The following is a 12,981-nucleotide window of genomic DNA, read 5'->3' as shown; positions in this document are numbered from 1 at the left end:
GCACGCTAGCACAGCGAGGGGAAATTCTCGTCGGCGGAAGCGGAGATCCCCTCCCGGTACGGAGGGGCGAATCCGGGGTTCGCCGAGCGCGGAAACTCGCTCAAGCGCGACGACGACGTCGCAGGCCGAGCAGCAACAGACCGAGCGCCCAGGGCGGCGGACCGCCGGTGACGCTGCAGGTCAGCGAGGTGTCGTTCGACGAGGCCGGCTCACCGGCCGCGACGCGCACCGAGATCTGCGACTCGACGCCGTAGGCCCGCGCGGTGATCTTGCGGAACTCCTGCTCGGGGTCGTGCTCGTAGATGAACACGTCGCCCGGCTCGGTGAAGCCGCGGTCCGGCAGCGCCCACTCGAAGTCGACGCCGTAGATCGGCTGCTTGTCCTCGGCGACCGCCTGCCCGACGAGGAGCCACTCGCCGGCGAGCTCGTCAGGGTTGGTCGCGTCGCCGTCGATGAGCTCGACGCCGGCGATCATGCTGCTCGGCACGCCGAAGATGTCGACCTCCTCGACGAGCGTGTCACCGAGCCACAGCTCGGCGCTGTGCCGGCCCTGGGCGCCGACGCTCACTTGCAACCAGTTGCGGTTGTCGACCAGCTCGGAGTGACGGATGGTGGCGTCGATCGCCGCGCTGCTGGCCACCTGGATGTCGGTCGAGCCCTGCAGGCGGATGTCTTCGTGCAAGTACTCGACGGCGAAGGTCGCGGTGCCGCCGACGAGGATCCGCGGGTGCGGGGTCTCGCCGCGGAAGTCGGGGTTGTCGAGCGCGTAGATCGGCGCGGCGAACAACTTGGCGCGGGTGGGCCGCTTGACCTCGACGGCGGCGCTGCCACGGATCGCGCCCGAGGTGTCCTTGAGCAGCAGCTCGGTGACGCCCTCGCCGATGGCCCCGACCTCGACGACGAGGATGTGCGGGCTCATCTTGTACGGCTCGGCGCGCAGCTGCAGGACCTTCGGGTCCATGCTCTCGACCTTCCACCCGAGGAAGTCGGTCTCCTGATCGTTGTCCTCGACGAACACCTCGAACTGGGCCCCGAGCACGTACGGCGTGCTCAGCTCGTCGCCGTACTCGGCGCGCGGCTTGAACTCGTACAGCCGACTGTTGACCGAATCCGAGAAGGTGAACTCGCTGGTACACGCGGCGAGCACCGAGAGGCCGAGGAGCGTGGACGCGACCCGCATACCCACAAGCTAATCGGACACGATGACGCGCTCAAGTGCGACCGGCTGCCAAACTGTCACGCCGGCCGGCCGGCCCGCATGGGGCGGACCACGAGAGGCCACAGTGGGGCGGATCACGCGCAGGCGGGCGGCGGTTTGGGTTAGGGTCCCCGCGCCATGGACCACGCCGCCTCGCCGAAGAGCCTCGCCGCCGCGCGCTCGACCATCCCCTGCTCCGACCCGGCCACCGGCGAGTCGCTCGGCGAAGTGCCGGCCATGGACCGCGCCGAGGTCCAGGCCCGCCTGGAGCGCGCCCGGGTCGCGCAGGCCGCGTGGGCGAAGACGAGCTTCGCCCAGCGCCGCCGGGTGGTGCGCCGGATCCTCGAGCACCTGCTCGACCACACCGACGAGCTGTGCCGCCTCATCAGCCGCGACTCCGGCAAGACGCTCGAGAACGCGACCGTCGAGATGTGGCCGATCTGCGAGATGCTGCGCTGGAACCTGGCCCACGCCGAGCAGGCGCTGAAGCCGCAGAAGGCCTCGTCCGGCGTACTCATGCACAAGGCCGCGCGCATCGAGTACCACCCGCTGGGGGTGATCGCGGCGATCTGCCCGTGGAACTTCCCGCTGCAGAACGTGCTCGCGCCGGCGATCCCGGCGCTGATGGCCGGCAACGCGGCGATGATCAAGGTGTCGGAGTGGACGTCGTGGTCGGCGCCGCGGATCCAGCAGATCTTCGACGAGGCGCTGCGGGCCGAGGGCCACTCGACCGACCTCGTGCAGCTGATCACCGGCTACGCCGAGACCGGCGCGGCGCTGGTCGGCGCGGGCGTCGACAAGGTGATCTTCACCGGCTCGATGGCCAACGGCAAGCGCGTGCTGCAGACCGCGGCCGAGACGCTGACGCCGGTGATCCTCGAGCTCGGCGGCAAGGACCCGATGATCGTCTGCGACGACGCCGACATCCACCAGGCGCTGCACAACGCGCTGATCGGGACGCTGACGTCGGCCGGCCAGCTGTGCATGGCGGCCGAGCGGATCTACGTGTTCGACGCGGTCTACGACGAGTTCGTCGCCGCGGTCGCGCGCATCGTCGGCGGCCTGCGCCAGGGCCCGCCGCTCGGCGGCGGCACGGTCGACGTCGGCGCGATGACGATGCCGGGCCAGGTCGACATCGTCGAGCGCCTGGTCGCCGACGCGGTCCACCGCGGCGCGCGGATCCTCGCCGGCGGCAAGCGCGGCCCGGGCGGGCAGTACTTCGAGCCGACGGTGCTGGTCGACGTCGACCACGACATGAAGATCATGCGCGAGGAGACCTTCGGCCCGGTGATCGCGATCATGCGCGTGCGCTCGGAGGAGGAGGCGATCCGCCTGGCCAACGACTCGGCGTACGGGCTGTCGTCGTCGGTGTTCTCGCGCGACCGCGCCCGCGCCGAGCGGATCGCCCGCCAGATCGTCGCCGGCTCGACGGTGATCAACGACTTCGCGATGCACTACATGGCCCACGAGCTGCCGTTCGGCGGCGTGCGCGGCTCCGGCTTCGGCCGCCTCAACGGCCCCGAGGGCCTGCGCGGGCTGTCCAACGTCAAGGCGGTGATCACCGACCGCCTGCCGATCCACGCCGCGGTCGAGATGTACCCGGTCCGCCCCGGCACCTACGAGCAGGGCAAGGCGATCCTCCACATCCTCTACAGCACCAGCCTGGCCGGCCGCGCCCGCGGGCTCGTCGACATGGGCAAGGCGCTGTGGAAGCGCGCGACGGCCGGGAAGTAGCTGTCTCTGGGGACATGCTCGCAAGGGCATGTCGCGGCGGGGCGCTGGTCCTGCTGGCCGCCGGCTGGGCCGCCCTCCGCCTGCAGATGAACGGCGAGTACAAGGGCGCGACGTGGGCCCAGATCGCCGAGTTCACCGCGCCGCTGCCGTTCGGCCACCGCCCGCTGATGGCGCTCGTCGCCTGGCCGCTGCGCGCCGCGACCGACTGGCCGCTGGCGCTGGTGTGGGGAGTGTGCGAGGCCGCGGCGGCGCTGGGGCTGTGGTTCGCCCTGCGCGTGGCGCTGCGTCCGCTCGTGGGTGCGCGATGGGACATGTTCTTCGCGACATGTTTCTTCGCGCTGCTGGCTTTCCCGTTCCTGCTGAAGCACAAGTGGGCGGTGTTCTACCCGTGGGACACGCCGGCGATGGCGTTCACCGCCGCCGGCCTGGCGCTGGTCGCGGATCGGAGGTTCGCCGCCGCGACCGCGCTTTGCTTCGTCGCGGCGCTCAATCGCGAGAGCGCGGCGCTGATCCCGGCGGCCGCGCTCGCGCTGCACGTCGGGTCTTCGGGACATGTGCTTCGGGACATTCGGGGAATGATTCGGCCCGCGCTGGCGATGGTCGCGGCGTTCGTCGCGGCGCGCCTGGCGGTCGCGCTCGCGCTGCCCGACAACCCCGGCCCAGCCCTGCACTTCGCAATTGGAAAAAACACGCCGCGCTGGCTGCACAATCTCGAGTGGCTGGCAGAGCCGGTCCACTGGTTGTGGTTGCCGATGTACTTCGCGCTGCTACCGCTGGCGTGGGTGCTGCTGTGGAAGACAATTTCCGCGGACCACCGGCGCCTGGCGCTGGTCGCCCTGGCCTGGTTCGCCGGGCTGATGCTGGTCGCCAACATCTACGAACCGCGCGTGTACGGCGAGCTCCTCGTACTCCTGTATGTGCCCGTCGCGGCGGCGGCGTGCCGCTGGCTGCGCGCTGATACACTGGGCGCGGCATGACCAAGATCGAGCTGACGCCGGCGCAGAAGCTGGAGATCTTCGAGGAGTACCAGCGACGCATGCGCAGCTGCGTGCCGTGGGACTCGGCGATGAAGTGGGCGCCGGAGCTCAACATCGTCGGCGCGTCGTACCGGCCGTTCATCGCCTTCCCCGAGCTGGCGCCGAGCGACGCGCCGGTCGCCGAGCTCAACCCGGCCGAGCACGCCGACTCGCCGAACAAGTTGTTCCGCTACTGCATCCGCCTGCACCGCGCCGGTCGCCGATTGTTGACGTGGTGGGGCCCGCAGACAGGCTCGGTGATTTTTGACAGCGACGTGCCGATCCCGGCGATCTTCCAGTGCCGCGAGGGCGAGCCGGGGGTGTGGAGCGAGTCGCCGTGGATGTCGTTGACGCCCGCGGAGCTGATGACGCTGCGCGAGGGCACGCGCCTGGCGAAGGGCCGAGTGGTGATCGCGGGCCTCGGCCTCGGCCACCAGCTCATCGAGGTGTCGCGCCGGCTGCAGGTGAAGGAAGTGGTGCTGGTCGAGCTCAGTCAGGAGCTGGTCGACTTCTATCTGCCGAAGATCCGCCCGCACGTGAAGAAGCGGCTGACGGTGATCGTGGGCGACGCGTTCGCGGTCCTGCCGACGCTCGCGGCCGACGTCGCCTTGGTCGACATTTTTCCCAATTACGGCGGCAACGAGGCGGCGATGCTCGAGCTCCGCCGCCGCTGCCCGAAGATCAAGAAGCTGTGGGGCTGGGGCACGGCGACGATGTCGCTGTGATTCTTCACGGAGCCGGGCCGCGAGTCGTGCTGGTCGAGGCGAGCCCGAACGCCACAAGCTCGTGGCCCCGCCGCTCGGGGGACGCGCCGGGCGAGCGCTCGCGGACGCAGGCGACCCTTCGCTCCTGGCGCGCCGCGTCTCCTCGGGCGCCGCTCTCGCAGCCACATAATGTCTTTCAGGACATGTTCTTCAAGACACGTCGCAGGATGTCGGGCGCGCCGTGGCCGGTGATGCGGCCGGCGGCGTCGATCTGCAGCTCGACGTGATTGCGACCGCGCCACTGCGCGGGGTCGGCGTGGCGCGGGGTGAGGTGAACGATCTGCTGGTTGGTCGAGCCGATCCACCGGCGACCGTCGGGCGGCTCGCGGCGGCGGGCGTCGAAGCGGCCGTCGACGAGCGTGTCGGCGGCGTCGAGCAGCGCGCGCATCTCGGTCAGGGCCTGCAGCTCCGCGTGGGTGCGACCGGTGAACACGATGGTGCTCAGGCCGAGCTCGCGCGCGGCCCGGCACAGGGCGGCGACTGCTTCGGCCTGCTCGCTCGGCTCGCCGCCCAACACGGTGAGGCCGGTGATCGCGTGGAGGTCACGGGCGGCGCGCAGCTCGTCCGCCAGCGCGGCCACGGCCAGTGATTCGCCGCCCTCGCGGGCGAAGAACTCGGGGTTGCAGCAGCCGGGGCACCGCAGGTCGCAGCCCTGCACCCACACCGCGAACCGGCGCCCGGGGCCCTCGGCCTCGGTGCAGGCGACCCGGGCGGCGACGCGGAGCTGGAGTTCGCGGCGAATCTCGGAGCTGCAGGGTGACGAGCTCGCGGCGGAATTACCTGTCCTTTCAGACAGCGAGCCCATCAGCGGCGAGCGCTGCTCGTTCGACGCCTCGCTCGCCGCGGGTGCGCGCTCGCCGGGCCTCGCCCGTGCGGCCGTGTCGGTCCTCGCCCCGGGTGTCTCTTCGGACATGTCACTCGTCCTCGAGCAGCGGGTCGGGCGGCGCCTCGTCGGGCGCCTCGCCGGGGGCCAGCGGCGCGGGGTGGAGGGTGCCGGCGAACAGGGCGTGCAGGTCGATCTCGCGGTGCTCGCCGGCGGGCAGGTCGCGCGGGAGCTCGAGCGGGCCGAATGAGACGCGGCACAGGCCGAGGACCTCGGCGCCGAGGGCGGCGAAGATCCTTCGAACCTCGTGGAACTTGCCGGAGGCGATCGTGATGCTCGCCAGCGCACCTGTCCCTTCGGGCACGTGGAGGCCGGGGTGGGCCTCTTCGGCGGCGAGCGGGCGGAGGTCGAGGATCTCGGGGCGGTGGCCGTCGTCGAGCTCGAGCTCGGGCGGCGGCGCGCGCCACGGGCCGGTCAGGGCGGCCTGGTAGGTGCGGCGCACCGCGTAGCGCGGGTGGGTCAGCCGGTGCAGCAGGGCGCCCTCGGTGGTCCACAGCAAGAGGCCGGAGGTGTCGAGGTCGAGGCGACCGACGGCCCGGAGATCGCGCCCGAGCGGCGCGCCGCGGACCAGCTCGTAGGCGGTGCGGTGGCGATCGTCGCGCAGGGCCGTGACCACGCCGACGGGCTTGTGCTGCAGCAGGTGATAGCGGACCCGCAGCACCAGCGGCTCGTCGGCGAAGATCACCGTCTGCGGCAGGGCGCTCGGCGCGATCTTCAGCCCCGGGTCCTTCAGCGGCGCACCTTCGGGCGACCGTACGCGCCCGGCGCGGACGGCCCGGGTCACCTGCCCGCGCGACAGGCCGAGGTTGTGGGCGATGAGGAGGTCGAGCCGCGGCACCCCGGAGCCTAACCTCGCCGCGCTCGCCACACCGACGAAAAGCGCGATAGTCTCGCGGCGCGTGGGTCGCCCCGAGCCGCTCCCCGACGAACGCAGCGTGGTCGACAAGGCCGCCGCCGGGGACCGCCGCGCCTTCGAGCGGCTGTACCGGGCCTACGCGCCGACCCTGTTCTCGTACGTGCTGGTGCCGATGCTCGGCGACCGCGACGACGCCAACGACTGCCTGCGCGAGACCTTCCTCTCGGCGTATCGCCACTTGCCCAACTTCGTGTGGCAAGAGGCGGGGGTCTACCCGTGGCTGAAGACGATGGCGAAGAACAAGGCGCGCGACCTGCTGCGGGCCTCGGGTCGGCGGCAACGGCTGCGCGGCGCGTTCGAGGAGCACCTCGGCAACGCCGGCGCGGCCGAGCCGAAGAACCCGGCCGAGGAGGAGCTGCAGCGCGACGCCCTGCGGGTCCGCATCGAGGCCGTGCTGTCGGAGCTGAACCCTCGCTACGCCCTGGTGCTGCGCTTGCGCCTGCTCGAAGATCGTCCGCGCGAGGAGTGCGCCGCGACTCTCGACGTGAAGATCGGCACGCTCGACGTGCTCCTCTTCCGCGCGTGCAAAGCCTTCCGCGCCGCGTGCGAAAAACGCGGCCTACCCGTAGGCGCCGAGTTATGACTTTCATGGCCTCGCGTAAGCTTCTTCCGGCTGCCCACGTTCAGCCACCAGACCGCGCCTCAGGAGGCTCGCATGACCGGGTCTGATCCGTCCGCCACGTCCCCCAAGCCCGAAATCGACCGCGCCGCCGCGCGGCGTCCTCGACCCGGCGTGGGAAGACGAGCTGCGACGCGGCCAGGAGGCCGAGGGCGAGGCCGGCTCGATCGAGGACGAGCTGGCGATCGTCCGCCTCTTGCGCCACGCCCGGGCGCCCGAGGCGCTCACGGCCGGCGAGCTCGACAAGTTGTGGTCGGGCGAACTCGCCCCGGCGCTGACGCCGACGCCGTGGTGGCGCCGTCGCTGGCTGTGGGGCGCCGTGCCCGCGGTCGCCACTGCCGCGGTCGTGCTGGTGGTGGTCCGCGGGCCCGAGCCGGAGTCTGCGCCCCGGGTCGCCACCGCCGAGTCCGCCGCCGCTACCGCTGCCGCGGCCTCCGGTCCCTCCACCTCGAAGTTGCTCGCGCAGCAGTTCGCCCAGCTCGAGCACGACGCGCGCCGCGACCTCGACGACCGCGTCGACGACGATCGCGGCGTCCTTCGACATGACCTTTTGGCCATGTCACTCGGAGACAAGCCATGACGCGCCACACGTGGATCGCCACGCTCCTCGGCGCCGTCGTCGGCGCCGGCGTGATGCTGGCCGGCCTGGCCCAGGCCGGGCGGCTGGCGCCGGCGCCACGGCCCGAGGTCCTCGTCACTCTGGCCCAGACCGTCGACGCCGAGCACCGCCGCGTCGACGTGCTGCTGAAGCAGCGCGACTACGCCGGCGCGATCGCGGCGCTCGAGCAGATGCGGACCATCGCCTGGCCCGAGCCCGCGGTCGCCGGCGACGCCGCGGCGGTCCTGCGCCACGACGTCTACGGCCGCCTGGTCCGCCTCCGCCTCGACCACCCCGACGTCGACCCCAAGACCCCCGACGCGCTGGCCGAGCTGGTCGGCGAGGGGCTCGGCGTCGACTACAAGGCGATCGCCACCAACGCCTTCACCGCCCGCCTGGTCGGCCTGCGCGGCGAGATCGCCGAGAAGCAGGGCCGCGACGGCGACGCCCTCCTCGCCTACGAGGAGGCCCTCGACATGAACCGCGCGCTGCTCCAGCAGGCGCTCGCCGGAGCCGCGCCATGAACGCGATGTTGGGGCCTGTCCGTTCAGACCTGTTCCTTCGGACCTTGCGTTTCGGCCCTGTCACAATGAACATGTCCTTGCGAACACTCGCGCTCGCGCTCGCCGGGCTGGCCTCGACCGGGTGCGCCAAGCGGGCGGCTGAGTCGGCCCCGCCCCAGGCGGAGTCCGCGGCGGCCGGCGCCGCCGGGCCCGAGGACATCGACGCGCTCGAGGCCCAGCTGGCCGCGCGCGAGGACCAGCTGCGCGCGCTCGGAGCGACCCCGCCGGCGGCGGCCGGCGGCGGCGGCGAGGCGCTGGCCAAGGCCGAGGCCGAGGACCGCAACGCGCAAGCGGACGCGGACGTGCGGGCGGGCGACAAGGCGGCGAAGTCGGCCGAGCGGCAGACGCCCTCGGCAGGACCCGTGCCCCCGAGCGCGTCGCCGATGCCATCCGCAGCCCCCGCCGAGCCTTCGCCCGCGCGCTGCGAGTCGGTCTGCGACATCACCACGTCGATCTGCCAGCTGCGCGATCACATCTGCGACCTCGCCCCGCGTCACACCGACGAGCCGCGCTACCAGCACGCGTGCGAGCGCGCCACCACCGACTGCGAGTTCGCCACGGAGGCCTGCCATGCGTGCTCGTGATCTCGCCGGCGCTTCACTGCTGGCGCTGACCGCCGCCTGTGCCTCGCAGGACGCCGAGCGCTTCGCCACTCCCGCGCCGCTCGATGCCCCGGCGCCGGTGGCCCCGGAGCGCGAAGAGGCCGAGCGCGGCAACCCCGACGACGAGCTCGGGCTCGCCGAGTACGAGCGCCTGCTCGCCGACAAGGAGTCGCGTCTGCGCGCCGCCGGGGTGTTGCTGGCCGCGCGCGACTCGGGGCTCGCGGCCGATGCCAGGGGTGGGGGCTTCGCGCCGCCGCCTCCGCCCGCGCCAGTGCCGGCCGAAGAGGTCGCGGGCGAGTTCCAGATGAACGCTGCGAAGGCCAAGCGACCGCGCAAGGACGCCAGCGCCGGACGGGCCGCCGACGCGCCCACGGTCGCCCAGGCGCCCGCGCCCGCGCCGGTGAAGCCGAAAGGCGGCGCGACGACCCCTGGCCCCTCGGCCACGCGCGAGAAGAAGGTCGCGTACAACGCCGACGCCAAGCCCGAGGCGAGCGCGCGGGGTTACACCGCCGTCGACGACGAGGCGACGGGCAACCGCTGCCAGAACATCTGCGACCTGTCCGCCGCGACCTGCGAGCTCGAAGGCAAGATCTGCGACCTCGCGACCCGGCACCCCGAAGACCCGCGCTACGGCGACCTGTGCCGGCGCGCGGACGACGACTGCCGCCAGGCCGCCGAGGCCTGTCAGCGCTGCTCGCCGTGATCGTGAATCACGAGACTCCGCGATCCTATTTGTTGTGACATGTCCCGAGGGACATTATCACGACCCCGCCCCGCTGACGTGCAAGATCTCCGGGACCGGGCGGCGCAGCGACGCTTGCGTCGGGGCCTCGGCCTGCGACACCCGGAACAGCAGCACCTCGGCCTGCTCGGGCCCCACCGGGAACAGCCGGGTGAAGCGCGGGCGGGCCTCGGCGAGCGCGGCGACTGCGGCCTCGCTGAGGCCCTCGCCGCCGTGGCGGGCGCGCAGGAACATGTACGCGAGCGTCGTCATCGGATAGATCGCCAGCCCCAGCGTGTGCGCCACCAGCCACATGCGCTGGAGCGCCTGGCCGCCGCGGAAGAAGTCGTCGGCGCTGACGCGCGGCATGGTCAGGAGGCCGACGGCCGAGGCCGAGGCGATGGCCTTGGCGGCCGACTTGCGCAGGCCCTTGCCGCCGCCGAGGGCGCGCAGCAGGGCCAGGGCGTCGCGTCGGCGGCACATCGACAGGCCGGCGAGGTCGGCCGCGCTGAGCTCGAGCGACTCGATGTAGATGCCGTCGCGGGTCGCCTCCGCCTCCTCGGGGGTCCAGCGGACCTCGCGGAACATCTCCTGGTTGAGCCGGTCGTCGATGATGCGCAGCTGATCGCCGATGCCGACGAGCTCGGCGATCTCGGCCAGCTCGGCGTCGCCGCTGACGAACAGCAGCTGCGCCCCGTGGACCGAGCCGGCGGCCGCGGCCAGCGCGGCGTGGTGGGCCGGGTCGAACGGCGCGCGGTCCGAGTTCTTGCGGTTGGTGTGGCGCAGGCCGAGCGCGCCGGCGAGCTCGTCGCGCCAGTGCGGCGCGGCGCCGGGGCCGGGCCCGGGCAGGCGTTCGAACACCGCCGCGAGGTCGGGCTCGTCGGGGCTGGGGAACGCGACCTGCGACAGCTCGAGCCCGCGGGCGTGCGCGGCCAGCCGCAGGCTCTCCGCCGCCGCGCCGAGGGCCGCGACGCCGCCGAGAGTGCGGAAGTCGGCGAGGGCCTCGGAGCGGGCGCGCTCGTGGAACAGGAACAGCCGGCCGCCGCGCAGCAGCCAGCGCCACGGCTGGGTGTTGCCGCCGGAGGGCCCGCGCCGCGATCTCGACCAGCTCGCGCGCCAGCTCGGGCGGCCACGCGTGCGCGGCCGGGCGCCCGTGCGACCAGCGATCGGCGGCGCGCTCCATGCCCTCGGCGGTCCACTCGGGCACGCGCGGGAGCCCTGGTTGACCGTCGCCGCCGCCCGGATCGTTGGGCACGATGTTCTCGATGTCGGCGATGAAGCGGCCCGAGTAGTTCATCTGCCCGAGGTTCATGCGCCGGACGATGTCGGCGGCCGCACCACCGCCGTAGACGACGCACGAGCCGAGCTGCGGCCAGGTCTTGATGGTCGACTCGATCTCGATCATCGAGGTGACCATGCGGCTCGACATGGTGCCCTCGCCGATGATCTTGAGCACGTAGGGGATCTTCTCCTCCGTGGAGAGGTTGGCGATCCGCTCGGGCTCGATGTTGCCGACGAGGCCGTGGAAGATCGGCCGCGTCGGCTCGAGGTCGAAGCGCTCGACGTCGATGAGCGAGCGGTCGCTGGTCTCCATCAACACCGGGATCTTGTGCAGCCGCGCGGTGAACCGCAGCTTGAGCTTGATGTCGATGCTGTCGCACTCGTCGATCAGCACGTCGAGCCTGCCGCCGCGCAAGAGGAACGCGGTGAGGTTGTCGTCGTGGACGCCGACCGGGTAGAGCACGACCTTGAGGAAGGGGTCGATCTCGGCGATGTCGCGGGCGGTGATCAGGACCTTGGAGACGCCGAGGTTGTGGACGGAGCTGCGGATCCGGTTGAGGTTGGACAGGTCGAGGCGGTCGAAGTCGGCCAGGCGGATCTCGCCGACGCTGCGCTCGAGCGCCATCGTCGTCGCCACCGTCTGACCGACCGACAGGCCGACCACGCCGACTCGCTTCTTGGCCAGGCGGGCCTGCTCTTCGGGCGTCAGCTTGTACTTGTTGCGGTTGGTCCGCAGCTCGACGAACTCGGCCTCGTCGAGCAAGTGCACCAGACGCGCGGCCCACGGGTAGTAGACCCACACGCCGTACTCGTCCGGCGGCGTCTCGCCGAGGTACACCTGCACCCGCTCGCGCGCCGCGAGGTCGCTGATCCGCTCGCTCGGGTTGCGCGTGCGGATCAGGTCGATCAGCTGCTCCTCGATGGCGTCGTAGACCTGGAGGCCAGGCACCTCGTCGAGCAGCTTCGACAGCGCACGCCGGTCCTCGGCGACAGCCAGGCGAAAGAGCTGAGGTCGCCACGCCTCGGACTCGTAACGCGCCTCCAGCAGCCTCTTGCCCAGTCGGTCCCCTGTTTCCACGTGCTCTCCCGCCGCTGCCCGTCGCGCCTGCGCGGCCCGTTCTCCCCGCCATGATAGGCTGGGCTCGTCGCGTCGATCCACCGCAGCGCGCGCGCTCGATCGCGCCCGTCCGGCGCCGCGGGCGCGGAACCTGGAGCCGCAGCCCGCCTGCGGGCGGTAACGCACCGCACGCCCGTTCCGCCGCGTCCTCGCGACATGCCCTTTACGGCATGTCGCAAGGGACATGTTTCAAAAAACAGCTCCATGGCCGCAGCGAGCGCGACGATGCGCAAACCCCGCAACCCTCCGATGGGCGAAATCGCGCGCCCTCCGCGGCCCGGTCTCCACGCTCTTGGTCTATACTCTCGCAGGCTCAGCGGGGTCCGCACCGCCGTCGCCACGCCCAGAAGAAGCGCGCCCCATGTCCGCCCCCACGATGGCCTACTCGCTCTACCACTCGGTGCTGGTGGCCGTGCACACGAAGGACAACCCCACCGACGAGGAGTGGAGCGGCTACGTGGACTTCGGGCGCAAGCAGATGGGCAAATACACCAGCTCGCTCGTCATCTCGGAGGGCGGGGGGCCCAACGCGACGCAGCGCGGGGCGATGAACGACCTGCTCGAGGCCAACGGCTTCAAAGGCAAGGTCTCGGTCGTGACGCTCAATCGCCTCGTCCGCGGCATCGTCACCGCCCTCAGCTGGTTCAACCCCAACGTCAAGGCGTTCACGACCGTCCAGATCCCCGCGGCCATCGAGTACCTCGAGATCCCGAAGGACCACCACGAGCGCCTGATGGCCGAGATCAAGCGGCTGCGGGACAAGGTCGGCATCTCGAGCGCGATGACCTAGCGGCCCCGCGAGTCCCCGTCAGACGAGCCCGCAGCGGTCGCGCGCGTCGTCGATCGCGACCCAGCGCGAACGCGACGGCGGACGTAGCGACGATGCTCCGCGTCACAGGGCGCGCCGTCGCGTCACGCCGGGTGCTCGGCCCGACACCCACGCGACGGCGGAGGTCGCGACGATGCTCC

The 12,981-nt window shown here is 71.9% G+C and carries 13 protein-coding genes and 1 pseudogene; 9 read left to right on the top strand and 5 right to left on the bottom strand.

What is annotated here, in order from left to right; translation table 11 throughout:
• Window positions 1–100: 100 nt before the first annotated feature.
• Entirely contained in the window at window positions 101–1,180 is a 1,080-nt protein-coding gene (locus OV079_RS38400; protein ID WP_267774592.1) for an MYXO-CTERM sorting domain-containing protein, read from the bottom strand.
• Window positions 1,181–1,336: 156 nt separating this feature from the next.
• Between OV079_RS38400 and OV079_RS38395 the strand changes: the two genes are divergently transcribed.
• From OV079_RS38395 to OV079_RS38385, 3 genes are read left to right on the top strand one after another with little or no spacing between them, the layout of a single operon-like run.
• On the top strand, window positions 1,337–2,932 hold the full coding sequence (locus tag OV079_RS38395) for an aldehyde dehydrogenase family protein (RefSeq protein WP_267774590.1): 1,596 nt from the start codon (window positions 1,337–1,339) through the stop codon (window positions 2,930–2,932).
• A gap of 14 nt (window positions 2,933–2,946) precedes the next feature.
• Window positions 2,947–3,909, top strand: a complete 963-nt coding sequence (locus OV079_RS38390; protein ID WP_267774589.1) for a hypothetical protein — start codon at window positions 2,947–2,949, stop codon at window positions 3,907–3,909.
• Window positions 3,906–4,673: a polyamine aminopropyltransferase gene (locus tag OV079_RS38385; protein WP_267774588.1), complete on the top strand. Its 768-nt coding sequence runs from the start codon at window positions 3,906–3,908 to the stop codon at window positions 4,671–4,673. The genes OV079_RS38390 and OV079_RS38385 overlap by 4 nt, the downstream gene beginning before the upstream one ends.
• A 175-nt stretch (window positions 4,674–4,848) precedes the next feature.
• Here OV079_RS38385 and OV079_RS38380 read toward each other — a convergent pair whose 3' ends face one another.
• Entirely contained in the window at window positions 4,849–5,625 is a 777-nt protein-coding gene (locus OV079_RS38380) for a 4Fe-4S single cluster domain-containing protein (protein WP_267774587.1), read from the bottom strand.
• A 1-nt stretch (window position 5,626) separates the two neighbouring features.
• Complete coding sequence (locus OV079_RS38375; RefSeq protein ID WP_267774586.1) at window positions 5,627–6,433, bottom strand: pseudouridine synthase; 807 nt, start codon at window positions 6,431–6,433, stop codon at window positions 5,627–5,629.
• 61 nt (window positions 6,434–6,494) lie between these two features.
• Here OV079_RS38375 and OV079_RS38370 point away from each other — a divergent pair, with 61 nt between their 5' ends.
• From OV079_RS38370 to OV079_RS38350, 5 genes are all read left to right on the top strand, one after another.
• Complete coding sequence (locus OV079_RS38370) at window positions 6,495–7,094, top strand: RNA polymerase sigma factor (protein WP_267774585.1); 600 nt, start codon at window positions 6,495–6,497, stop codon at window positions 7,092–7,094.
• Between the two features lie 232 nt (window positions 7,095–7,326).
• A complete protein-coding gene (locus OV079_RS38365) occupies window positions 7,327–7,710 on the top strand; it encodes a hypothetical protein (RefSeq protein WP_267774584.1) in 384 nt (127 codons plus the stop codon).
• Window positions 7,707–8,252 (top strand): YfgM family protein, encoded by a 546-nt coding sequence (locus OV079_RS38360; protein ID WP_267774583.1) that lies wholly within the window; start codon window positions 7,707–7,709, stop codon window positions 8,250–8,252. Before OV079_RS38365 ends, OV079_RS38360 begins: the two co-directional genes overlap by 4 nt.
• A 71-nt stretch (window positions 8,253–8,323) precedes the next feature.
• Window positions 8,324–8,875 (top strand): hypothetical protein, encoded by a 552-nt coding sequence (locus OV079_RS38355; RefSeq protein ID WP_267774582.1) that lies wholly within the window; start codon window positions 8,324–8,326, stop codon window positions 8,873–8,875.
• The gene (locus tag OV079_RS38350; RefSeq protein WP_267774581.1) at window positions 8,862–9,596 is read left to right on the top strand and encodes a hypothetical protein; all 735 of its coding nucleotides are present in this window, start codon (window positions 8,862–8,864) and stop codon (window positions 9,594–9,596) included. The genes OV079_RS38355 and OV079_RS38350 overlap by 14 nt, the downstream gene beginning before the upstream one ends.
• A 57-nt stretch (window positions 9,597–9,653) precedes the next feature.
• Here OV079_RS38350 and OV079_RS38345 read toward each other — a convergent pair whose 3' ends face one another.
• Both OV079_RS38345 and OV079_RS59295 read right to left on the bottom strand, forming a co-directional pair.
• Window positions 9,654–10,475, bottom strand: coding sequence for a nitroreductase family protein (locus OV079_RS38345; protein WP_267774580.1), 822 nt, complete (start codon window positions 10,473–10,475; stop codon window positions 9,654–9,656).
• A 283-nt stretch (window positions 10,476–10,758) separates the two neighbouring features.
• Window positions 10,759–12,198 (bottom strand): annotated as a pseudogene (locus OV079_RS59295) (Rv1355c family protein); the annotation flags it as partial.
• 175 nt (window positions 12,199–12,373) lie between these two features.
• On the opposite strand from OV079_RS59295, the gene OV079_RS38335 reads away from it, so the two are divergent.
• Window positions 12,374–12,802 carry a hypothetical protein gene (locus OV079_RS38335; RefSeq protein WP_267774579.1) on the top strand — a complete coding sequence of 143 codons (429 nt, stop codon included), beginning with the start codon at window positions 12,374–12,376 and terminating at the stop codon, window positions 12,800–12,802.
• Window positions 12,803–12,981: the final 179 nt, after the last annotated feature.

This window comes from Nannocystis pusilla (genome assembly GCF_026626665.1).
GTDB classification, from domain to species: Bacteria; Myxococcota_A; Polyangia; order Nannocystales; family Nannocystaceae; genus Nannocystis; species Nannocystis pusilla.
The sequence above is the reverse complement of the archived record's forward strand: the minus strand, read 5'-3'. Positions and strand labels throughout refer to the sequence as shown.

What these genes read in the sequence shown, in the direction of transcription:
- OV079_RS38350 (WP_267774581.1), top strand. Translation starts at nt 8,862, where the DNA reads ATGCGTGCTCGTGATCTCGCCGGCGCTTCACTGCTGGCGCTGACCGCC.
- OV079_RS38360 (WP_267774583.1), top strand. Translation starts at nt 7,707, where the DNA reads ATGACGCGCCACACGTGGATCGCCACGCTCCTCGGCGCCGTCGTCGGC.
- OV079_RS38385 (WP_267774588.1), top strand. Translation starts at nt 3,906, where the DNA reads ATGACCAAGATCGAGCTGACGCCGGCGCAGAAGCTGGAGATCTTCGAG.
- OV079_RS38395 (WP_267774590.1), top strand. Translation starts at nt 1,337, where the DNA reads ATGGACCACGCCGCCTCGCCGAAGAGCCTCGCCGCCGCGCGCTCGACC.
- OV079_RS38380 (WP_267774587.1), bottom strand. Translation starts at nt 5,625, where the DNA reads ATGTCCGAAGAGACACCCGGGGCGAGGACCGACACGGCCGCACGGGCG.
- OV079_RS38335 (WP_267774579.1), top strand. Translation starts at nt 12,374, where the DNA reads ATGTCCGCCCCCACGATGGCCTACTCGCTCTACCACTCGGTGCTGGTG.
- OV079_RS38355 (WP_267774582.1), top strand. Translation starts at nt 8,324, where the DNA reads ATGTCCTTGCGAACACTCGCGCTCGCGCTCGCCGGGCTGGCCTCGACC.
- OV079_RS38400 (WP_267774592.1), bottom strand. Translation starts at nt 1,180, where the DNA reads ATGCGGGTCGCGTCCACGCTCCTCGGCCTCTCGGTGCTCGCCGCGTGT.
- OV079_RS38390 (WP_267774589.1), top strand. Translation starts at nt 2,947, where the DNA reads ATGCTCGCAAGGGCATGTCGCGGCGGGGCGCTGGTCCTGCTGGCCGCC.